Genomic DNA, 21,736 nt, shown 5'->3' on the forward strand with positions numbered 1-21,736 from the left:
TTTTTATAAGCGCCTTGTCCCTCGCAAGGAACAATAATTAGTATACGGACTCGCCTAGGTTTCGTCAATGCTTTTTTCAAGGAATTTTATTAAGAAAGTCTTGCGTTTGACTCGTAGTCATTAATCAAGCCATCGACCTGCAGCTTCAAACTTTCCCAATCGTCATTCACGAGGACCTCCGCCTTTCCCTTCAGCACTGCTGGCAGGGCCAAGTCCCGCTTAAACTCAGGAGAGCTAATGCGCTTTTCAACCGCTTCATCCCCATCCCCACGTTGGTGCAAACGCTCCACCAACTTGCCTTGGTCAGAAATCGTCACGTACCAAAGCCAGGCTTGATCACCTAACTCTTCCTTATAAGTGATACCACCCTTCGTATCTAAGACCGTCACCACGAGGTCGGATTGCTCCCAGGCACGGTTCAGCCCTTCAATGGAAGAACCATAGGAGTTACCAGCATAGGTCACCGATTCAAGGAAGTGCTTTTCCTTAAAGGAAGAAGGCGTTTCAAAATAGTAGTCTTTTCCATCTACTTCCCCCTCACGCATCGCACGGGTGGTATGGGTAATCACTTGAGGAATTCCAAACTTCTTTCCTATATATGAACAGATGGATGTCTTTCCAACTCCAGCGGCCCCCATGATGACGATGACTCTTTTCTGCATAGCACTTCCTCCTAATGCCCCTCATTTTATCATTTATATAGAAGAAAGTATTTCGCTAATTGAAAAGGGCTTTAAAAAATCCGAATCGCTTTTGACTTTTACGCCTTATGTTGCTAAGATTGATAAATACATTAGAGAATAATGAGGAAAAATTATGCATATACTAAAACGAGCTTTTGCAAAAGAGTCCGTTTCAGGGTACTTGGAAAAAGACGGGCGCATGGCGCGTGTCTTGTCGACCAAGGACTTGATCGGATTGGGTGTCGGAACAGTTATCGGTTCCGGTATCTTTATACTCCCCGGACACGAAGCCGCGAACCACGCCGGTCCCGCGGTTGCAATTTCCTTTTTCCTCGCTGCACTTTTTTCTGGCGTCTGTGGGATGGCCTTTGCTGAATTCTCTTCTGCAATGCCTGTTGCCGGTTCCGCTTACTCATACGGTTCCGTTATCTACGGTGAAATCATCGGTTGGATTCTTGGTTGGTCCCTGATTTTGGAATACTTCTTGGCTGTTTCCGCCATCTCCACCGGGTTCTCCGCCTACTTAAACTCGCTCTTGCACGTCGTCGGACTTGGCTTGCCCGCTTACCTAACGGCTGGCCCACTCGAAGGTGGTGTCATTAACCTCTTGGCCGTCTTGGTCATCTTGGTGGCAACCTTCATCTTGTTTGCCGGTTTGTCCCAGTCCAAAAAAGTCGAAAACGCGGGGGTCGTCTTGAAGATCGCCATCATCTTGGCCTTTGTCATTGGTGGTCTCTTCTTCATCAAGCCTGAAAACTACGCGGACTTCTACCCTAAGCAATTCCACAGCGGTGCTTTTGGTCTGGGTGGTATCACCGCCGCAACGGCTGCCATCATCTTCTCTTTCCTGGGATTCGATACGATTGCCGCCCACGCCGCCGAAGTCAAGAACCCCACGAAGACGATGTCTCGCGGAATCCTCGGAACGGTTGTTATCTCATCAACGCTATACACACTCTTTGCCATCGTCTTGACGGGAATCGTCAACTACAAGCAACTGGGCGTTGATGACCCCGCCGCCTTTGCTCTTCAAGCCATCAAGCAAACGCAGTTCTCCGTTGTAATTACGATTGGTGCCTTGATTGGAATGTTTACGGCCGTGTTGGCTTTGATTTTCGCCTCATCCCGCCTAGCCTACTCATTCGGTCGTGATGGTTTGATGCCGAAGACCCTTGGTAAGGTGAACGAAAAGCACTTGCCAAAGAACGCCATCATCCTGGCCGTGTTCGTCGAAGCTTTCTTGGCTGGACTCGTACCCCTTTCAACGTTGACCAACTTAATCAACATCGGTACGTTGACGGCCTTCTTCTTCATCACGCTGGGTGTGCTCTTCTTGCGTAAGCGCAAGGACTTGAAGCACGACGGATTCAAGATGCCTTTGTACCCCGTCCTTCCCGCTTTGATTGCGTTGATTTCACTCTTCTTGATTTCCCAGTTGTCCCTTGAAACGTTCAAGTTGTACAGCATTTGGGTCATCATCGGACTGGTTTGGTACTTCTTATACGGCATCAAGCACTCATCCTTGAAGCCAAAGGATTAACGAATAACAGTAATAAAAAAGCACCACCCGATTGGGCGGTGCTTTTTATGTGCTTAAAATAGCCACTGATTAGAACTAGCTGATCATCGTGAACTTACAATTCCACATCGTCTTGGTTTGCTACCAAACGGGCGTAGGCGTCCGGCTCGATTTCGTTTAGCACCGGCTTGATGCTTTCGATAATCGCGGCAAAGTCGAACTCCTTTTCGTACAAGTCCTTCGCCTGTGACAAGACCTGTGCCATCTGTCCGTGATCTTCGCGATAACGGGAGGCGTACTGCACGAGCGTGACAGAAAGATCGGCCTGCTCAGCCACAACCTTCGCCTCTTCTCTCAACGTATCCAAATCAGATGACACGATGTTCACCTGGCGCTGAACGTCATCCAAGTCTACTTGGGAGGCGTTCAAAGCCTTTTCCAGGCGGTCCATCTCGTCGGACAAAGCAAAGAAGTGGTCTAAGAACAACTTAGGCAATCCTGGCAAGTCACGACGTTCCATGCTGCGCTTCAAGTCCTTCAATGATGCCACGTCTTCTTGGGCACGTTGCTTAGCGGACTTCAAGGCTGGTTGGAAGGTTTCAATCTGCTTGTACAAAGCGATTTGATCACGATCCAATTCCTTAATCAAGAGTACCCAGTTGTTCTGACGGTCCAAAGCCTTGCTGTAGGTCATCGTCTTGTGGGCCAAGGCGTCGGAAACTTCCTTTTGTCCAGCTACTAAGTCTTCGATTTCCTTTTCGTAGGCCTGTTGCTGTTCTTCTTCATCGTGGTTCAGCGTGAAGCGACCCTTCAAGTAGGCCAACTCAATCATCAAGGAGTGGTTTTGTTCCTTCACACGGTCAAAGCCCTGTTGGATGAATTCCTGTTGCTTGAAGTAACGGTGGTACGCCGCCATTTCCGCTTCCAACATATCGTACAAAGACTGAATCTTTGCTTCGAGCGCTGTCGCGATGTCGCTTGCTTCCTTCATCTTCAATTCGGCGATGGCGGACAGTTCCTTCTCCTTTTGTTCTGTAAAGAAGGCGAAGTCAGCCTTAAAGGCGTCTTCGTCCAAAATCACACCGCGCTGGCGCAGCTCTTCGGCCCCGTTTTCGATTTCCTCAATTTGTTCAGCAAACTTGCCGTTCAATTGAGACAAAAGCATCGGAATCGTCTGCAAGTAGTTCGTGACCTGACCCGCTTCCATTCCAAGTGCTTCAAAGGCTTCGGCTGCTTCCACTGCCTTTTCGTCTTCCACAAAGCCCAAGTATTCTTGGTAAGAATCTTCTCCCTGTTGGATGAAGGCCAACAACTTATCTTTTGCTGGGCCGAATGATTCGGGCTCGTTTTTAATCCGTTCCATGATGGCAGGACGTTCGTCGTGCAACTGGCGGATGGCCGCGTGGTGGCGATCGTTTTGCTGATACAAGTTATCCAAGCCATCCTTGATGCTTGCTTGAACCTGCGCTGCTTCCTTCGTGAGTGACAACAAGGTATGCAAGGCCTTCTTCGTTCCCCAGACGTTCAATCCGGCGGTCAGCTTCTGGGCGTTGTACTGTTCTTGGTCAATCTTGTTGAAGCGGTCCTTCAAGTACTGGTACTGTCCTTGAATGGTCTGGTATTCGCGCAAGGCCTGTCCCGTCAAAGAAATCTTCTTGGCCTTTTTGATGTCGTCTTGCACGCGTTCGTCCAAGAGTGCTTTTTTAGCGAGTTCAAAGTCGGCCACCTGGCCAGCTGCTTTGCGTTGCGTCAAGATGGCCCAAGCCACCAACGCGAAGGCAAGCAATACGATGATTAATCCCACGATGATTACCATAGTTTGTTCCCGTCTCTTCCATATAATCTAGTAACAACTTTACACCAACTTTGTTTAATTGAAGGCTTTCGGACGGTTTTTTAGTATATTCTTAACTTTTCTTCCATATAGTTGGCTGGGTCGGGTCATCGTTGGCTGGGTCGGGTTTGACTTTGACAGCCATCATTAAATTATACGAAACGACGTCCCCTTTATCCCCTGGCAAAGTCGGGCGCTACCCGCCCGCACCCGTGCTTGTATTGGGACCAAAACCCTGTTATAATGATTGAAGTTGTATTGAGTAGCAGTCTGCAAAGAAGCGCGTCAACAACGTCCCTACTCGTTAGTAAGAACTGAGCTACGGTTTCTGAGAAACGAATCTTTTGACGTTGCACGCATCTGGTGCAGGCCCTCAAATGTACAGCAAAAATACATTTTGGAGGACATATTTATGTCACGTTATACTGGACCAAAGTGGCGTGTTTCACGTCGTTTGGGTGTTTCACTTTCTGGAACTGGTAAGGAATTGGCACGTCGTGCCTACGCCCCTGGAGACCACGGACAAGGACGTCGCGGTAAGGTTTCTGAATATGGAATGCAATTGGCTGAAAAGCAAAAGTTGCGTTTCACTTACGGTTTGACTGAACGTCAATTCCACGGTTTGTTCAACAAGGCTGGTAAGATCCGTCAAGGTACTCACGGTACGAACTTCATGATCTTGCTCGAACGTCGTTTGGACTCACTCGTTTACCGTTTAGGTTTGGCCACTACGCGTCAACAAGCTCGTCAATTGGTTAACCACGGTCACATCTTGGTTGACAACAAGCGCGTTGATATCCCTTCATACGAAGTTACGCCTGGTCAAGTGATCTCTGTTCGCGAAAAGTCAAAGAACATTGTTCCAATCCAAATCGCTGTTGAATCAGTGGTTTCACGTCCTGCGTTCGTTGAATTCAACGCTGACAAGTTGGAAGGTTCATTGGTTCGTTTGCCAGAACGTTCAGAACTCGATGCAGACCTCAACGAAGCTCTTATCGTTGAATACTACAACCGTCTTGGATAATTTCATTACCCAACCGGTTACGGTACAAAAAGCACTCGTTTATGCGGGTGCTTTTTTTGTGTGCATTTTGATGGTGCTGGCTGCTGACCGGTGCCATGCCTGCTTGGTTGTCGCCCTGTTTTCTACGCCCGCTCTTTTTATTTTGAGCGCACTTTTCAATCCCCGCCCCCTTGCTTTATTTTCTTTTGGTAAAGATTCCTGCAAAAGTCAAAGACGAGGGCCATTGGGCCGTATAATGGTAGGTATTAAAAGAGAAGAGAGAAGAAGAGATGAGTGAATGCGTTCTATCCTTTACATACAAAGAAAATAAGACGATTGAACTAAAGCCCCATACTAAAAATTTTGAGTATTATAACAATCTCCTGCGACTTAATTATGATGACGCGTTGACTGTGGTGAAGCATGCGAATAATCCGTCAGATTATGCAAATAGTGAATATTACAAAGGGTGTGAAAATAACGGAAATAACTATACTTTAAAAAACTACTATGGTCGAACATCCTTAACGAATTGCTTGAATAAGGACAAAGAAAGTGCCATTGCTGATGGTATAAAGACGGTAAATAAAAGCAATACAAACCTCTCTGGATATGAAATTCACCACGATATGGAAAAAGAGTACCCAAATCTTTCTAGCATTGCAAATTGTTATTCAATTAAGGAAAAATTGATGTCTTCAGGGTTAAACTCTGACGAAAGCATTGGCAAGGTTTATAATTTTCAAGATGTCCCAAACCTCACCTACGCTGATTTGCTTGAACACTCAATTTTACATGCACTTATTTACGATAAAGCAATTAATGACAAAAAAGAAAACTACGCAGAGCTTGGAATTCGAGGAGGTAATAGCGTTATTGGAAAAATAAATGAATACTTCATTAACAATGCTCAAATCAAGGCAATGGTTTGGAATAAGTATGCACCTGTTGAGAAAATTTTGAAATCTAAAGCAGAACAAAATTCGCTATCCGTTATTAGAACAAATATACTAAATGAAAATTGGTCTGAAAAAGATCGAAAAGTTGCATTATCCAGTATCATTAATACTATACATAAAACTTTAGAACGTACACTTAACGAAGAATGAGTATTGCCTTTTTGAATCCCCTTCCCCTTTTACGTATAATTAGTATCAGTAAGCAATGGAGGTCAACATCATGGATGTGAACGATCGACTCGAACAAAACCAAAACGGATCAGGTCCCAACCTGAAGCCCGATGAAAAGCGGCTCTACCTCGGTACCTACCGGGAACGCGTCATCTTGGCCATCAAGGTGTCACAAATTAATGATGACAACGCCAAGTCAACGCTTAAAGAACGCTTGGAGCAAAACCCAGATGCCAACCTGGTCATCGACCAGGACCAATGTGGCGCCGGCTACATCGATTACTTGCAGCTGGCCATTGCATCCGGTAACAATTACTCCTTACTTTCAAACAACGAGGTAAGTAAGCAAGTGACTGATCCATACGCCATCGTGTTGGCGGCCAAGACGGCCGTCAACATCGACAACATTGAACTATAAGCAGTGGGGAAAGGCCGGCTAAGCCGGCCGTTTTTATACAAAAAGACAGAAAGGATTCGCCATGCCAGGACAACAACCGCTCGCCTTTCGGATGCGACCTCAAAAAATTGAAGACATCGTTGGCCAGCAGGACCTCGTCGGCAAAAACAAGATTATCTGGCGCATGGTCGCCGCCAAGCGCCTCTCGTCCATGATTTTGTACGGGCCACCCGGCACCGGAAAGACATCCATCGCCTCTGCCATCGCCGGTTCCACGAACTTCGCCTTCCGCGCACTGAACGCGGCCACCGATTCGCAAAAGGACCTGCAAGCCGTCGCTGCGGAAGCCAAAATGTCCGGAACGGTTGTCTTGCTTCTGGACGAAATTCACCGCCTGAACAAGGTCAAGCAGGACTTCCTGCTCCCCCACCTCGAGTCCGGCGCCATCATCCTGATTGGGGCCACCACCGAGAACCCCTACCTGAACGTCACGCCCGCCATTCGCTCGCGTACTCAGATTTTCCAGGTTCACCCATTATCAACGGATGATATCCAAGTCGCCATCGACCGCGCCTTGAATGATACGGAAAAGGGACTCGGAAATTACCCCGTCGTTATGGAGGACGCTGCCAAGAAGCACCTCGCCCAGGCCACAAACGGGGACCTGCGTTCCGCCTTGAATTCACTCGAACTCGCGGTGCTTTCAACTGAAAAGAACGCCGAGGGCAAGATTCCAATCACCCTGGAAGTCGTCGAGGAGACCTCTCAGAAGCAGGCGCTGTCCGCCGATAAGGACGGGGACGCCCACTACGACGTCATCTCCGCTTTGCAGAAGTCCATTCGTGGGTCGGACGTCGACGCTGCCCTTCACTACACGGCGCGTTTGATTGCCGCCGGCGACTTGCCAATTCTGGTTCGTCGCCTGACAGTTATCGCCTACGAAGACATCGGCTTGGCCAACCCCAACGCCGCCTTCCGCGCGGTGACCGCCATCCAAACGGCCGAGAAGCTGGGACTGCCCGAAGCACGGATTCCATTGGCCAACGCGGTCATCGAACTCGCGCTGTCACCGAAGTCCAACTCGGCCTACACGGCCATGGATGCGGCCTTGGCACAAGCTTCCCGTTCCAAGGCGCAGGCCATTCCTGCTCACTTGAAGGACGCCCACTACGCCGGAGCATCCAAGCTTGGTCACGGAAACGACTACATCTACCCCCACGACTTTGAAAACGACTGGGTCGCCCAACAATACCTGCCGGACGCCATCAAAAACGATCACTACTTCAAGCCGAAGGGCAATTCACCCTTCGAACAGCAGTTGAAGGACGTGAACAAGACATTGAAGGATAAACAGGATAAGGGGTTGAAGGGCAAATAAGCTGTTGGCCAAAGGGAGTGAAGGTGTACGGGTCGGGTTGGACTTTGACCGGGCAAAAAGCCTGAAAATGTCCAGCGTCGACAGGGGCAAAAGCCCGAAAAACGTTCAATAAAAGCACCCTATTTTAAACAGAAATCGGCTGATGTCAAGACTGACATTTTGGAATGCGATTCGTTATACTATAGGTGAACTCTGGTATACGCGTTACTGCATTTACAGCTTTTTCCTTACAACCTTTTAATAGGGCGGGAATGAGTTAGTAATGGTTAGGCCTTCTCATTTGGTAAACCAGCGCTACCTTTGAACCACCCACCTCGACATTTTCGAGGAAAATCTGAGCGGTGATTAACGGTACCAACAGAGTGTCGTGGTAAAACCACGGAAGCCCACTTAACGTGGGCTTTTTTTATTACCATCTTTCATAAATTCCCCTTTTTTCGAATTTAGGACTATACTAAAGAAGACAAAGGAGGACGAAATATGTCAAAGTTCTACCGAAACATTTTAGTGCCAGTGGATGGCTCAAAGGAAGCGAAGGCGGCCTTGCACCGGGGTATCTCGATGGCAAAAGAAGCGGGAGCTGGTGGTAAGCTCGTGATTGCCAACGTGATTGATCCGCGCGCGATTCGGAACGTGACGGCGTTCGATAATTCGATGGTCGATACGATTACGGAGGAGGCCAAGAAGATGCTCTCCGCCTACAAGAAAGAGGCTGAGGAAATGGGCGTTGAGGTGGTCGATTACCGAATCGATTACGGCTCACCGAAGTCGCTTTTAGCAAACGATATTCCGAAGGAGACGAATGCGGACATCATCGTGATTGGGGCGACGGGAATGAACACCGTCGAGCGAATCGTGGTGGGTTCCGTGACGGCCTACGTGACGCGCGTGTCGCCAGTGGACGTGCTGGTCGTGAAGGGTAAAGAGGATTAAGTTCCTGTAAAAACGCGCCCCCTCCCGGCGGCGCTCACCAACACAACAAAAAAGCTGACCATCACAGGTCAGCTTTTTAAAATACTTTATTGAAGTTTCAACTGCTGTTTTCAATCCAATCGATTGAGAACGGCTTTTATTTTTGGCCCCGTTCAGCGGCTCTTGCCGCCCGGAACAGATTTTCAAAACGTACAATCGGCATCAAACAATTCGAACGCTTCAATCGTCTTACTTACCGTTAAACGTTCCAACCTTTTCTTCACCCAATGATTCGAATGAGTAAGAAATTTGCTTTGATTGCTTGTAGGCTTCAAATCCATACTGCACCATCTTGTCGGCAAGTTGGGCGTTGTTGATGTCGGAGAAGTCCCAGAGACGTTTGAACAAAGACATGTTCGTGAATCCTGGCAACGTGTTTGGTTCACCCAAGTAAGGCACGTTGTCTTCGTCGATCAAGAAGTCCATGCGGGCTTCACCCTGCAAGTTCAAGACGCGGTAGGCACGAGCGGCCATTTCCTTGATTTCTGCCGTGACAGGGTCAGGCAAGTTGGCGGGAATTTCGAAGGCCACTTCGGAGTTGTCGACAAACTTTGAGTGGTAGTCGTACCAACCCTTACCGTCTCCACCTTGGTCAGGCACTTGGTGGGCTCCGATTTCAGAAACGAGGATGTCATCGTTTCCGATAACCCCAACTTCCAATTCGCGAGGGCCGTTAACGGCTGCTTCCACCAAGACCTTGCGGTCGTATTGGAAGGAATCCTTCAAGGCTGCTTCGAATTCCGCTTCGTTTTCAGCACGTGAGATTCCAACGGATGAACCCTGGTTGGCCGCCTTAACAAAGACAACGGAACCAAGTTCCTTTTCAACTTCAGCCCAAGTAAGCTTCTTGTCGTCGGCTTGGTAGGTCACCAAGTACTTCGTGTTGCGGATGTTGTTTTGCGTCAGGATTTCCTTCGTCAACACCTTATCGAATGATACGGCGTGACCACGCAAAGCAGCCCCAACAAATGGCTTGTCCAAGAGGCGGAAGAGGCCTTGCAAGGTACCGTCTTCACCCAAGTTACCGTGGACAACCGGGAAGAAGATGTCAATTTCAGGCAAGTCTTCCAAGGCCTTGATTGGTGACAAGATGCCCTTTTCCTTCAATTCCGCCATGTAAGCATCGACGAGTGGTTGCTCGTCTTCTTGCATCATGATCTTCATTGAACGGTCAGCGTCCAAGAAGTATCCGTTTTGAGCGATGGCGACAACGGACAAATCGTACTTGCCCGTTTCTTCAAGCGCCTTGTAGTAGTTGTAAGCGGAACGCTTTGACACATCGTGTTCTGAAGAGTTTCCACCGAAGAGTAATACAACGTGTTGCTTTGCCATAGTTCTTTTCCTTTTCTAAGCCTGGAGCCAATTGGCAAACCAGCTGGTTTTATTATGATAAGTAATTTTTAGTGGCTTGGGCGTATTCCCAAACTTCTTTCGGACTGGCCTTCTCGCCAAAGGCGAGAATTTGCTGGAAGAAGTCCACGCGGTTATAGAGCTTCTGCCAACGTGAGCGGCTCTGAATAAACGGCTCGTTGCCCAAATCCTGGCGCCAAAGTTTCAGCGTCAACAACAGGTAGTCCGCATATAACGCATGGCGGCTCGCCAAGCTCAGGATGGTTCCAACCAAGCGGCCCATCTCACCCATCGTCAACGGCGTATCCAGCGTGCGTAGGTTCGTCATCAAGCAGGCCAACAAGAAGAGCTTGTCGGCACGTGCCAACTTTGGGTCCTCAAAGAGGGCACCCAAGACATTCGCCAGGTGACTGTAAAAATGCACCCAACCGTTGTCTTCAGTATACCCGCGCGTATCCTTTTCTGCCAACATCAAAACGGCAAGTTTTTGAACGATGTAATCCTTCATCGTGGCATCGATGAATTCAATTGGGCCGTTTTCATTTTCGTTAATGAGGATGGCCAACAATGCCAGGCAGTAGGACCGGTAGAAGGCCCCATCGTTTTTTTCTTCCAAGACATGGCTCAACATTCGTGAGTCATCCACGATTTCAGACGTGACGCGTTTGAGCTGCTCGGCGTCCAAGTGGTGGTTGGAGATGGCGTTTCCTAGAAAGAAGAAAGCACCCGTGTCACGAATCGTTGAGTCCGTGGCGGACAGGAGGAAGAGGAAGCGACGAAGGTCGTCGTCGTCCATCTTCTTTGGCGCAATCTCGCCCTTTTCTTCCTTTGCCCAAAGATCCTGGTAAGCCGCCATTTGATCCAGCGACTCGTATTCCGAAAGCAAAGGCGGCATCGGCGTTTTCGAGCCATAGTTCACGCTCTGTCGAATGGCCAGTAACATGTCCGGCAACGACTCGAGTAATTTACCAGCCTTCAGTTCGCTTAAGAGAACGGAAACCTGCGAATAAATACCGTCTAATTCTTCCATAAGACCTCCTTACAATGAGAAGTCGTTTGATTCATTAAAGACGCGACTCTTCTGCTGATAGGACATCGACATAATCAACCCGACTCCAATCATGTTGGAGAGCAGAGCCGAACCTCCCTGCGAGATGAATGGCAATGGAATACCAGTCAACGGCAAGAGGGCGATGTTCATTCCGATGTTTTCAAAGACGTGGAAGAGCACCATCACGACAACACCCGTTGCGATGTAGGCATAGAAAGTGTTGCGGGCCTTGAAGGTCGCTTTAATCATCAAGTACAACAAGAGGAAGTAAACGGCGATCAAGAAGGCCCCACCAACAAATCCAAAGGTCTCACCCATAACGGAGAAAATCATATCGGATTCACGAACCGGCACAAAGACCTTGAGATTTCCGAAACCAGAACCCCAGAACTGTCCGGACCCAATGGCCTTCAAGTTCTGGTAAGTCTGGTAACCAGAGTCAGAAGTATCTTGTCCCGGGTGCAACCAGGCATCGATACGGGCAAACTGATAGGCCTGGAAACCAAAGGCCCCCAAGATGCTACGACCAATGGCTGACGTCACGAAGAAGAGCATCGTGGAAGCCAAGGCCCCAAGCGAAATCAACGCAGGCCCAAGAATGCGCCAGGTGATTCCGGAAACGATAGTGATACCACCAAGCATGGCGATGAACACAAGCAACGTTCCCAAATCGTTTTGCAAGGCGATTAAGAAGGCAACGGGCAAGAACACCCCGGCCATCTTAAAGATCAACACCCAGTCGGATTCCACCGTGTGTTCTGGGTAGAGACGGTTGTGGTTGGCCACAACCTTGGCCAGCATCAAAATAAAGGCTGGCTTCACAATTTCCGAGGGCTGAATCGAGACCGGTCCAAAGGCAATCCAGGACTTCGCCCCGGCTTGCAGCGCCAAGGCACGGTTGTAGAAGAAGAGCACCGCAATCAGCAGGGCGATTCCTAGTCCGTATGCCACCGGTGCCAACCGCCAGAGCTGGAAGGCATCAAAGCGCATGATAAAGGCAATCATCAAAGCCCCAATCACCCAGTAGAGCAATTGCATGATGATGGCACGAATTGGTGAGGCACCCTTTCCACCGTCCAGGATGGCAAAGTACAAAGAGTACAAACCGATTAACATGAGTAAGATTAAGACGAGGATCATTCCCCAGTCGAGTTCGGAGGCCGAAGTACGACTTGTTTTGTGGGCGTTGAAACGTTGCATCAGATTCTCCCTTAGAGATAAAGCTTTTTATGTACAAAAACCCCTTGCCGAGGCAAAGGATTCTTTTAAGGGTTAATAATAAAGGTTGTATGAAGAAAGCAAAGCTTGCAAAGCTTCGTCTTCTGACTGAGCAGAAGCAATCACAACTTGCTTACCCAAGGTTGCTTTGTAAGCGCCCTGGCTTTCTTCGATGAGACCGATTTCACGGTCGTCGACAAAGACCTGTACTTGGTCATTTGCCTTTTTTAATGAAACAGCAAAGCTCTGATTTTTCTTAGACATCAAAAAACTCCTTAGCCCTTGGCCATCATGTGTTCCAGCAAAGCACCGGTTCCCTTGGCCACGTTATCCAATGGTGATTCAGCGATGAAGACAGGAACACCCAAACGGTCTGACAAGAACTTGTCGATTCCTTCGAGCAATGATCCACCACCGGTCAACATAATTCCGCGATCGATGATATCAGCTGCCAATTCAGGTGGCAACTTTGACAATGCCAAGTGAGCGGCATCAGCGATTTGCGCGAGCGTTTCGTGCAAAGCAGATTCGATTTCGTTTGCGTTAACCGTAATCGTTTGTGGCATTCCTTGGAAGTTGTCACGTCCGCGGACAGCCATCGTCTTAGGGTTGTCTGAAGGCAAAGCAGAACCGATTTCAATCTTAATCGTTTCAGCTGAACGTTCTCCAACAACCAAGTTGTGTTCACGCTTCAAGTAGTTCACGATGTCCACGTTCATGCGGTCACCTGCAACACGGATTGATTCAGCGACAACGATGTCACCCAATGACAAGATGGCGATGTCTGACGTTCCACCACCCATGTCGATAACCATTGATCCAACTGGCTTGAAGATGTCCAAACCGGCACCAATAGCCGCAACCTTTGGTTCGTAGTCCAAGTAAACCTTGGCACCACCAGCCTTTTCAGCCGCTTGGATGATTGCCTTTCGTTCAATTTCAGAAATGTTCGTCGGCGCACAGATCATGATGTTTGGCTTTGACATGAAGCCCTTCACGTTCAACTTGTTAACAAAGTAAGTCAACATGGCTTCCGTGATGTCAAAGTCGGAGATAACTCCGTCCTTCAATGGACGTACGGCCCGGATGTTACCAGGCGTACGACCAACCATGCGGTAAGCTTCTGAACCAACAGCCAATACGCGGTCCGTCTTATCGTCAACGGCGACAACGGATGGTTCGTTCAAAACCACTCCTTCACCTTCGACGTAGATCAACACGTTGGCTGTTCCCAAATCAATTCCAATATCTCTTGCCATCGTTCATTTTCTCCAAAATATAGGTTACTGAGGGAAGTTCATTTCCTCCCCTACAATCCTTTCGATTATACCATATTTAGCTAGTAGAAAAGGCCAATTCCAAGTAATCTTTCCCCGTCTTTTCCAATCAAATGAAAAATTTTTCCTTAATTTAAAAGACTTGTCGTGCTCGTTAACGGGCGAGCGTGCAAGACGACACATAGGTAGCGCCCGCATCAAGCAGGCAATCCTGCGCGTGATAGAGCGTGCGTCCCGTCGTGTAAACATCGTCCACTAGCAACACGCGCTTTCCTTTCAACCGAATGGCTTTGTCTTCATCAAGCAAAAAGGGCTGCTTAGCGTGCAGTCGCGCCACCCGCGTTTTTTCCGACTGGTCCTTTCCCTTGTTTGGGACAACCACTAGCGCTTCCAATATCTTCGGGGTCTTTGGTAACCACAAGAAGACCTGATTAAAGCCACGCGTTCCATAGCGGAGTTTTGAAACCGGGATGGGCACGATGTAATCGATTCGGTCTTCTTTGACCACCTTCTTAATGAAGTCGTGCATCCGATTTTCAAACAGCCGGCCCATTCGGTAATCGCCGATGAACTTATACTTGGCCATGTAATTTTTCATGTGTTCGTCGTAGACATAGAGCGCTCGGTTTTTCAGTAGTGGCACCTGTTTGTCGCGCCAGTAGCAGCAATCGCCGCATAGTCCGCCTTTCCTGTTAACGGTCCGGCCACAGCCCGGGCAATGCGGGCCGATTAGTGGGACAAAGGCCATTAAGCAATCGAGACAGTAGTTGCTCTCAGCAGTCTCTTCGCCCCACAGAATGTGGAGCATGGTCGGGTGTTCAAACAGTCGTTTATCGCAAATCAGGCATTTCTTCATCTTGCTTCCTTTCTCATGTTGAATGGTGAACTCCGGCATGCACTGAACGTTTTTTAGCTAATCGATTTCGCTGTTTAATGGCGCGCTGGGCCTGGAACATCGGCCAGCTTGGGTTCTCGGCGAGGAATAGTACGTCGCCGTCGGTGCAGTCCTTACTGCGTCCCACCCGACCGGCAATCTGTACCAAAGCACTGGCGGAAAAAATCGGGTGAGTCGGCACCTAGTACGGCCACCTGAAGACCAGGCAGGGTGACGCCCCGTTCTAAAATCGTGGTGGTGACGAGGTAGCGATAGGAGCCGGCGCGTAAGCGTCCGACTTTTAAGAGGCGGTCCTCGTCCGAGGCGTGAACCGTCGTCCCCGTCGTTTTAGTAAGCGTTGCCACGTACTCGCCCACAGTCGACAGGTCGGTCACGTGCGGTAAGAAGATTAGGAAGGGTAAGCCCTGCTTCTCCCAGCGCTTCACAGCGTGAATTAACGCGTTTGGCGGTCGCTCCTTCCAGCGCTGACAGCCGTAACAAATTTTAATTTCGGGTAGCGGTTGGCCGTGAAAGCGGGCGGGCAGTTCGTGCACGACCAACTCACCGTGGCGGCCCATGCTCAACAATTTCTTCGACGGTGTCGCCGTCAAGTAGATGACGTTGCCCGTCTCCTTTTTCGAATGACTCACCGCCCGTTCTAAGACGGCGTTATCCCGAAACGGAAAGGCATCAACCTCGTCGACAATCACTAGGTCAAAGGCACGGTAGAAGCGCAGCGCCTGATGGGTCGTCCCGATTACGAGCTGTGAGTAGCGGTAGGGTTCCTCCTGATCGCCGTACAAGACCTGCGTGAACACCGGAAAGACGGCTTTTAAGCGTGGCGCCAGCTCGAGCACCACGTCGACTCTTGGTGACAGCAAGGCTACCCGGTGTCCGTGCCGCAAAGCGTAGTCCACGACTAAGAACAGCATCTCCGTCTTGCCTGCTCCCGTAACCGCCCAAACCAGTTGGTCCTCGCCGCCCTTGTAGTGCCGAACAAGCCCCTGTCCCACTTCCTCCTGGTGGGGCGTCAACTTTCCTGACCAGGTCATCCCTGAAAAAGGTTTGAATCGGTTAGGTTCTGGCAAAGTCACAAACGAATCGCGCGACGAAACCCTCCCTAAAGCCAAACAGGACAGACAGTAACGATGGCCACCAGGCATCGAACTGCACTTGTCCTCCCCACAGCGAAAGCAACGGCCTTTGACAAAGGTCGCCAGCACACGTGCCCCCTTTGGCACCGGCCAGACCTTCGGCCAAGTGAGCAACCGTCCGTATAAGTTCTCGCTTTTAACTTCTTTTGTATTCCATTCTGCCATCGCATCCTCCTCATAGCGGTTCAAAAGGCCGGAAAATCAACCTTTTCGTCTTCTCTCTTTCTTTTTCCCCGTGATATAATACGCATTATGGAACACATTTACTTATTAAAACCTCAGGAAGGTACCTGGGAGCAAACAATCAAGAAGTCGGACTTCATTGTCTACTTGGCCCGCGTGAACAGCGAAGAGGAAGCCAAGGAAAAAATCGAGATGGTGAATAAGAAACACTACAAGGCCACACACAACGTGCACGCCTACGTGATTGGGGACAACGACGAGATCAAACGCTACACCGATGATGGGGAACCATCCGGAACAGCCGGTGTTCCAATGTTGGAAGTCTTGCAAAAGCAGGGTGTTCACAACGTCTTGGCAGTCGTCACCCGCTACTTTGGTGGAATTAAGCTTGGGGCCGGTGGTTTGATTCGCGCCTATGCCGGAACAACGGCTGGTGGTTTAGACGACCTCGGCTTGGTCGAACGCTTGAACCGCGCCGTCTTGAAGTTGACCGTTGATTATTCCAACAACGATGAGCTGACATACTGGCTGAACGAAAACGAATATCTGGTTCATGACACCTCATATGACACGGCCGTTCACCACGATGTGGCCGTCGCTCCGGAGAACGTTAAAGCCTTCGAAGAAGAACTCACAAACCGCTTTGCTGGGCGGATTAGCTTCGATAAAGTCGGCGAAACGTACTTGGAAATTGACAAAAAATAGGTTATAATTACATAGTTCGCGCGGTTGGTGTAATGGATAGCACTCAAGATTCCGGTTCTTGCAATCCGGGTTCGACTCCCGGATCGCGCACTATGAAAAAAAAGGACGAGCATCGCTCGTCCTTTTTCTTTTGCTTTTTTGTTTAACTTGCCCTGGCTTGTCACTCACAGCACGTCGTGCCAGGCACAGTCTTGATTATGTCCGTTGTGAATCCCGATGGCCTGCAAAAAGGATTCAATCACCACCGGTCCAGTGAAGGAAAAGCCGCTTGCCTTTAGGTCCCGACTAATCTTTTGGGATAAGGGCGTGCTTGGCACCATCTTTTCCCCAGGCCCAGCACCAACGTCTTCTCGCGCCCCCTCTGCTTCATCCCAGCAGTAGGCGTTCAAAGACAGTCCGCGCTCGTGCCAATCGGCAACCTCTTTGGCGTTCTTCAAGACAGCTTCGATTTTCATCCTGTTGCGAATGATGGTCGGGTCCTTTAGCAACCGTTCCACATCCTCTTCAGTAAATTTGGCGAGCTTGTCCACGTCAAAGTAGGCAAAGGCCCTCTGCATGGCTGCCCGCTTTGATAGCACGATCCGCCAGTTCAATCCCGACTGAAACAATTCGAGCGATAGCCATTCAAAAGTCAGACGCTCATCGCGTACGATTTTGCTGTATTCATCATCGTGATAGCGGAGCAAAATATCGGTCGGGTCGCTTGAATTAACCCATGAACATCGTTTTGGCATGGTGTCTCCTTTCGTCTTAATAGGACTCCCTAACTAATCATACGTTTGAAAGCAGAAAAAAAACGCTCCGAAGAGCGTTTTTTATTTATAAAGAATTACTTAGCTTGGATAGCTTCGCGAGCTTGAGCTGACAAGTTGTAGAATGAGTTAATTCCCTTGTACTTAGCAGTCGTGTCCAACAATTCTTCGATACGGATCAATTGGTTGTACTTTGCGATACGGTCAGTACGTGACATTGAACCAGTCTTGATTTGACCAGCGTTCGTAGCAACAACCAAGTCAGAAATCGTCGTATCTTCAGTTTCACCTGAACGGTGTGAAACGATAGCCGTGTAACCAGCTTCCTTAGCCATTTCGATAGCTTCGAGCGTTTCAGTCATCGTTCCGATTTGGTTAACCTTGATCAAGATTGAGTTAGCGGCACCCATCTTGATTCCCTTGGCCAAGAACTTGGTGTTCGTAACGAAGAAGTCGTCACCAACCAATTGAACCTTCTTGCCCAATTCGTTCGTCATTTCAACCCAGTCATCCCAGTTGTTTTCGTCGATAGGATCTTCGATTGAGATAATTGGGTAACGATCTGCCAAGCCTTCCAAGTACTTGATGAATTCTGGCGTCGTGTATTCTTCCTTCGTTGACCAACGCAAGATGTACTTTGACTTGTCTGCGTCCCACAATTCAGAAGAAGCAACATCGACAGCGATGGCGATGTCTTGTCCTGGCTTGTAACCAGCACCTTCGATGGCCTTGATCAAGTATTGCAATGGTTCTTCGTTGTTAGCGAAGTCAGGAGCGAATCCACCTTCGTCACCAACTGAAGTAGCCTTACCATCAGCGGCCAACAACTTCTTCAATTCGTGGAAAGTTTCTGCACCGTAACGGATAGCTTCCTTCATTGAAGGAGCACCAACAGGCATGATCATGAATTCTTGGAAGTCAACCTTGTTATCTGAGTGAGCACCACCGTTGATAACGTTCATCATTGGCGTTGGCAATACGTATGAGTTCATACCACCAATGTATGAGAACAAAGGCATTCCCAATTCGTCAGCAGCCGCACGGGCAGCAGCGATAGAAACAGCCAAGATAGCGTTGGCACCCAACTTACCCTTGTTAGCAGTTCCGTCCAAGTCGATCATTGCTTGGTCGATGGCACGTTGGTCAGTTACGTCGAACTTACCAACCAAAGCCTTGGCGATTGGACCGTTAACGTTGGCAACGGCCTTAGAAGTTCCCTTACCACCAAAGCGCTTCTTGTCACCGTCACGCAATTCAACGGCTTCGTGTTCACCAGTTGAGGCACCGGATGGAACGATTCCACGTCCAAATCCACCAACTTCAGTGATTACTTCGGCTTCAACCGTAGGGTTTCCACGTGAGTCGAGGACTTCGCGTGCGATAATATCAGAAATCAAAGACATCTATCTGTTCTCCTTTTGTATGTGGGTTATTGTTTATACAATTCCAATTAAAGTATAACACCCTTAAAACTCAAATTGAACAAGAATTTGTGCAAGAATGCCCAATTTTGGTCTTTTCTTTTTGGAATCAACAAAATAAAAAGTCAGCCCCGAACCGTGGCTGACTCTTTCATTCTCATTTAGAACGACTAAATTTAGGCTTGTTGTGCGATATCAATTAAATCCAAGAACGTTTGTGGATTCAACGCCGCCTTACCAACTAAGATACCGTCGATGTCTGCTTGCTTGAAGAAAGAAGCAGCGTTAGAGGTATTCACGGAACCTCCGTAGAGAATTCGCGTTTGGTTGGCCAAGTCCTGGTTGTACAAGTTCGCCAGTGACGCACGAATCAAAGCAGCGGACTTCTCAGCTTGTTCAGCTGAGGCCGCTTCCCCAGACCCGATGGCCCAGGTTGGCTCATAAGCAATGGTGACATCCTTCATCTCTTCTTCTGAGATGCCAGTCAACGCCTTCTTCAACTGTGAGAGTTCCACCTGATCGATTGCTTGTCCGTCGTAGGCAGACAAGTCTTCGTCCAAGTCAACGATTGGCTTCAACCCATTCTTCAAGGCCGCCTTCGTCTTCAAGTTCACGCGTTCGTCCGTTTCGTTGAAGAACTTACGACGCTCGAAGTGACCAATCATCACGTAGGACACGCCAATGGTGCTGAGCGCCTTCGGAGAGGTTTCACCGGTGAAAGCCCCTTGGTCTTCCCAGTGTGCGTCTTGGGCGGCAATGGCAAGCTGTGAGCCCTTTACCTTTGCAACCATTTGGGCGAGGTACAAATCCTGCCCTGCAACGGCAACGTCAGCATCGGTATCTTTTTCAACCTCTGGCAAAATGGTATCTAAGTATGGACCCACTTCCTGTGGTTCCATGTTCATTTTCCAGTTAGCTAAAACAAGTGGTCGACGATTGTTATTCATTACTTCTCTTCCCCTCTTCCCATGAAGAAGATGAAGGCCGCCTCAATGAGCAAAAGCCATGGAAGGTTCGTTGAACGTTCCCCGACGAGTACGAGAACGGCGTAAGTGATAGCCAAAACCGTCAACCCCAAACCAATCCGAATGATACGCTTCTTGTATCCGGAACGGGAGAGTACTTCTTCCAAGCGTGCCTTTTCAACTTCTAATTCAGTAACATCGAGCTTTAAGGACTCGATTTGACCAAGGAGTTCATCGTTTTCTGCTTGCAGCAATTCGATTTGCCCCTGGTCTTCTTGTTCTTGCTGGTCTTGTTTGGACCACTTAAATAACTTCATCAGCATTCTCCAATCTTGTATTAGTTTAACAAATATTTGGACCGCCGACGAAAAGAATAGTAAATTTTCTTTTGCTTCTTGACAAAGGGCCGAAACCTCTGTAAAATTCAATGAGTTAAGTTGCGGATGTGGCGGAATTGGCAGACGCGCAGGATTAAGGATCCTGTGTCCGCTTTAGGACGTGCGGGTTCGACTCCCGCCATCCGCATTTAGTAAAAAGCAGACCTTTGGGTCTGCTTTTTTTGTGCTTATTTTAGTGTTTATAGAGGTCAAAATGGGTATCGACGGCGATGACGTAGAACAATTCTTTTCGACGTTTTAAAAACACTCGACCGGACTTACCAAGTCGGAAAACACAATAACCAGAAGCGCATTCAGCATAACGGCCGCTATCAACGAATACTGCTGGTAATAGTGCTTTCTTGATTTGTGTTTCGGACAGGTTTTCAACCCCTTTCTCCCGTGGTAACAGCTTAATATTTTTCATCGTCAATTGAGACAGATGGAAGATTTTCTGCAGTAGAATTTTATCAACCGCCCCATTTTCTTGACGCCTTAAATCATATCGTTTTTCGTTCGTCATGAATGAAAAGTTAAACAATGGATATTCAACCTCATAGCCATGAAGCGATGAAGTTTCAACTGCTTTTTCTTTTTTCATTAATCATCCACCTTTACAATTTCATCCAGGAAAAAAGCCTTTATCAGATCCAAATTAATTTCTTCATTCTGTTTTGTTTCCTTCCAAGGACGTTCCTCATGGGTTCGTTCCATGAGTTCAATCGCGGATTCATCTCCAAACACTTCCATCACCCGGGACAGCACGGCGTTACTTTCTCGATCCTCAGAAATTTCTGAAAAGTTTTCATAAGCATCCGGATCAATTCCGTTTTCTTCGTTCACAACGAACCCATCCGGCATCGTTATATTCACGATTGCTCGTCGATGATTATATTTTCGATGAACCTCTTCAACAACAGGTCCCAGACGATAAGCGACAATTGGTTCCTGGATGATTGGCTGATCAAAAACGGCCAGTGCAACTCCCTGCGCATAGTACAGCAGTTTCATCGCCTTCAGCTGTGTCAATTCTTCTACAGCAGGATTATCTTTCATCTCGCCGAAATTGTAACCACGCATCCAATCCACAACTTGTAGTGCTTTCCATGTCTTCATTTTGTACCTCCTACAAGGCTTTTAAAAGTGATTTTCACACCTATAGAATAGCACCTTAAAACGCTTTAGCAAGAGGGTTTTTGGATGTTATACAAAGAAATTTTTACTGTTTAAAAACGCAAAAAGACGAGCCCGTGAGCTCGTCTTTTTTGCTTTGAAATTTGCTCGCCTTTCCGCCTGAAAGCACAAAAAAAGCAGCTCAGAAATCTGAGCTGCTTTGCTTAGTGCCGACGAAAGGATTCGAACCTTCGACCCCAGGTTTACGATACCCGTGCTCTACCAACTGAGCTACATCGGCATACTCCGAATGTCGGGCTCGAACCGACGACAACACGATTAACAGTCGTGTGCTCTACCAACTGAGCTAATTCGGAATA

General features: G+C 48.4%; 22 protein-coding genes and 4 tRNA genes. 9 read left to right on the forward strand and 17 right to left on the reverse strand.

Annotated elements, in window-relative coordinates:
- Positions 1-89: 89 nt before the first annotated feature.
- Positions 90-662 (reverse strand): guanylate kinase, encoded by a 573-nt coding sequence (locus NFX39_RS06140; protein WP_252444038.1) that lies wholly within the window; start codon positions 660-662, stop codon positions 90-92.
- 154 nt (positions 663-816) lie between these two features.
- On the opposite strand from NFX39_RS06140, the gene NFX39_RS06145 reads away from it, so the two are divergent.
- On the forward strand, positions 817-2,223 hold the full coding sequence (locus NFX39_RS06145) for an APC family permease (RefSeq protein WP_252444039.1): 1,407 nt from the start codon (positions 817-819) through the stop codon (positions 2,221-2,223).
- Positions 2,224-2,317: 94 nt separating this feature from the next.
- On the opposite strand, the gene NFX39_RS06150 is transcribed toward NFX39_RS06145, so the two are convergent.
- A complete protein-coding gene (locus tag NFX39_RS06150; protein ID WP_252444040.1) occupies positions 2,318-4,018 on the reverse strand; it encodes a septation ring formation regulator EzrA in 1,701 nt (566 codons plus the stop codon).
- Between the two features lie 430 nt (positions 4,019-4,448).
- Between NFX39_RS06150 and rpsD the strand changes: the two genes are divergently transcribed.
- The 5 genes from rpsD to NFX39_RS06175 all read left to right on the forward strand — a co-directional run bounded on the left by rpsD (position 4,449) and on the right by NFX39_RS06175 (position 8,877).
- Positions 4,449-5,060 carry a 30S ribosomal protein S4 gene (rpsD, locus tag NFX39_RS06155; RefSeq protein WP_252444041.1) on the forward strand — a complete coding sequence of 204 codons (612 nt, stop codon included), beginning with the start codon at positions 4,449-4,451 and terminating at the stop codon, positions 5,058-5,060.
- A 269-nt stretch (positions 5,061-5,329) separates the two neighbouring features.
- Positions 5,330-6,148 carry a hypothetical protein gene (locus tag NFX39_RS06160; protein ID WP_252444042.1) on the forward strand — a complete coding sequence of 273 codons (819 nt, stop codon included), beginning with the start codon at positions 5,330-5,332 and terminating at the stop codon, positions 6,146-6,148.
- Positions 6,149-6,218: 70 nt separating this feature from the next.
- Entirely contained in the window at positions 6,219-6,587 is a 369-nt protein-coding gene (locus NFX39_RS06165; protein ID WP_252444043.1) for a DUF1694 domain-containing protein, read from the forward strand.
- A 61-nt stretch (positions 6,588-6,648) separates the two neighbouring features.
- Complete coding sequence (locus NFX39_RS06170; RefSeq protein ID WP_252444044.1) at positions 6,649-7,944, forward strand: replication-associated recombination protein A; 1,296 nt, start codon at positions 6,649-6,651, stop codon at positions 7,942-7,944.
- Between the two features lie 480 nt (positions 7,945-8,424).
- Positions 8,425-8,877: a universal stress protein gene (locus NFX39_RS06175; RefSeq protein ID WP_252444045.1), complete on the forward strand. Its 453-nt coding sequence runs from the start codon at positions 8,425-8,427 to the stop codon at positions 8,875-8,877.
- Between the two features lie 228 nt (positions 8,878-9,105).
- Here the strand turns inward: NFX39_RS06175 and NFX39_RS06180 are convergent, their stop codons facing one another.
- The 7 genes from NFX39_RS06180 to NFX39_RS06210 form a co-directional block, all read right to left on the reverse strand.
- Positions 9,106-10,248, reverse strand: a complete 1,143-nt coding sequence (locus NFX39_RS06180; protein ID WP_252444047.1) for a D-alanine--D-alanine ligase family protein — start codon at positions 10,246-10,248, stop codon at positions 9,106-9,108.
- Between the two features lie 52 nt (positions 10,249-10,300).
- Positions 10,301-11,296: a DUF2785 domain-containing protein gene (locus tag NFX39_RS06185; RefSeq protein ID WP_252444049.1), complete on the reverse strand. Its 996-nt coding sequence runs from the start codon at positions 11,294-11,296 to the stop codon at positions 10,301-10,303.
- A gap of 9 nt (positions 11,297-11,305) precedes the next feature.
- Positions 11,306-12,517: an FtsW/RodA/SpoVE family cell cycle protein gene (locus NFX39_RS06190; RefSeq protein ID WP_252444051.1), complete on the reverse strand. Its 1,212-nt coding sequence runs from the start codon at positions 12,515-12,517 to the stop codon at positions 11,306-11,308.
- A gap of 72 nt (positions 12,518-12,589) precedes the next feature.
- Positions 12,590-12,799, reverse strand: coding sequence for a DUF2969 family protein (locus tag NFX39_RS06195; protein WP_252444053.1), 210 nt, complete (start codon positions 12,797-12,799; stop codon positions 12,590-12,592).
- An 11-nt stretch (positions 12,800-12,810) separates the two neighbouring features.
- Positions 12,811-13,794, reverse strand: a complete 984-nt coding sequence (gene mreB / locus NFX39_RS06200) for a rod shape-determining protein (RefSeq protein WP_252444055.1) — start codon at positions 13,792-13,794, stop codon at positions 12,811-12,813.
- A gap of 172 nt (positions 13,795-13,966) precedes the next feature.
- A complete protein-coding gene (locus NFX39_RS06205; protein ID WP_252444057.1) occupies positions 13,967-14,410 on the reverse strand; it encodes a ComF family protein in 444 nt (147 codons plus the stop codon).
- A gap of 410 nt (positions 14,411-14,820) precedes the next feature.
- Positions 14,821-16,005, reverse strand: coding sequence for a DEAD/DEAH box helicase (locus NFX39_RS06210; RefSeq protein WP_252444059.1), 1,185 nt, complete (start codon positions 16,003-16,005; stop codon positions 14,821-14,823).
- 87 nt (positions 16,006-16,092) lie between these two features.
- On the opposite strand from NFX39_RS06210, the gene NFX39_RS06215 reads away from it, so the two are divergent.
- A complete protein-coding gene (locus tag NFX39_RS06215; RefSeq protein ID WP_252444061.1) occupies positions 16,093-16,728 on the forward strand; it encodes a YigZ family protein in 636 nt (211 codons plus the stop codon).
- 18 nt (positions 16,729-16,746) lie between these two features.
- A tRNA-Arg gene (locus NFX39_RS06220) sits at positions 16,747-16,818 on the forward strand.
- Positions 16,819-16,892: 74 nt separating this feature from the next.
- Here the strand turns inward: NFX39_RS06220 and NFX39_RS06225 are convergent.
- The 4 genes from NFX39_RS06225 to NFX39_RS06240 all read right to left on the reverse strand — a co-directional run bounded on the left by NFX39_RS06225 (position 16,893) and on the right by NFX39_RS06240 (position 20,183).
- Entirely contained in the window at positions 16,893-17,462 is a 570-nt protein-coding gene (locus NFX39_RS06225) for a DNA-3-methyladenine glycosylase I (protein WP_252444063.1), read from the reverse strand.
- Positions 17,463-17,557: 95 nt separating this feature from the next.
- The gene (gene eno, locus NFX39_RS06230) at positions 17,558-18,883 is read right to left on the reverse strand and encodes a phosphopyruvate hydratase (protein ID WP_252444065.1); all 1,326 of its coding nucleotides are present in this window, start codon (positions 18,881-18,883) and stop codon (positions 17,558-17,560) included.
- Positions 18,884-19,077: 194 nt separating this feature from the next.
- Positions 19,078-19,848: a triose-phosphate isomerase gene (gene tpiA / locus NFX39_RS06235; protein ID WP_252444067.1), complete on the reverse strand. Its 771-nt coding sequence runs from the start codon at positions 19,846-19,848 to the stop codon at positions 19,078-19,080.
- The gene (locus NFX39_RS06240) at positions 19,848-20,183 is read right to left on the reverse strand and encodes a hypothetical protein (RefSeq protein WP_252444069.1); all 336 of its coding nucleotides are present in this window, start codon (positions 20,181-20,183) and stop codon (positions 19,848-19,850) included. Before NFX39_RS06240 ends, tpiA begins: the two co-directional genes overlap by 1 nt.
- Positions 20,184-20,305: 122 nt before the next feature.
- On the opposite strand from NFX39_RS06240, the gene NFX39_RS06245 reads away from it, so the two are divergent.
- Positions 20,306-20,391: transfer RNA gene (locus NFX39_RS06245), tRNA-Leu, on the forward strand.
- 45 nt (positions 20,392-20,436) lie between these two features.
- Here NFX39_RS06245 and NFX39_RS06250 read toward each other — a convergent pair.
- From NFX39_RS06250 to NFX39_RS06265, 4 genes are all read right to left on the reverse strand, one after another.
- The gene (locus NFX39_RS06250; protein ID WP_252444071.1) at positions 20,437-20,844 is read right to left on the reverse strand and encodes a hypothetical protein; all 408 of its coding nucleotides are present in this window, start codon (positions 20,842-20,844) and stop codon (positions 20,437-20,439) included.
- Positions 20,844-21,359 carry a Panacea domain-containing protein gene (locus NFX39_RS06255; protein WP_252444073.1) on the reverse strand — a complete coding sequence of 172 codons (516 nt, stop codon included), beginning with the start codon at positions 21,357-21,359 and terminating at the stop codon, positions 20,844-20,846. Before NFX39_RS06255 ends, NFX39_RS06250 begins: the two co-directional genes overlap by 1 nt.
- 225 nt (positions 21,360-21,584) lie before the next feature.
- A tRNA-Thr gene (locus NFX39_RS06260) sits at positions 21,585-21,657 on the reverse strand.
- A gap of 3 nt (positions 21,658-21,660) precedes the next feature.
- Positions 21,661-21,733: transfer RNA gene (locus NFX39_RS06265), tRNA-Asn, on the reverse strand.
- Between the last annotated feature and the right edge of the window lie 3 nt (positions 21,734-21,736).

The organism is Fructobacillus apis, assembly GCF_023893635.1.
Classification (GTDB): Bacteria; Bacillota; Bacilli; order Lactobacillales; family Lactobacillaceae; genus Fructobacillus; species Fructobacillus apis.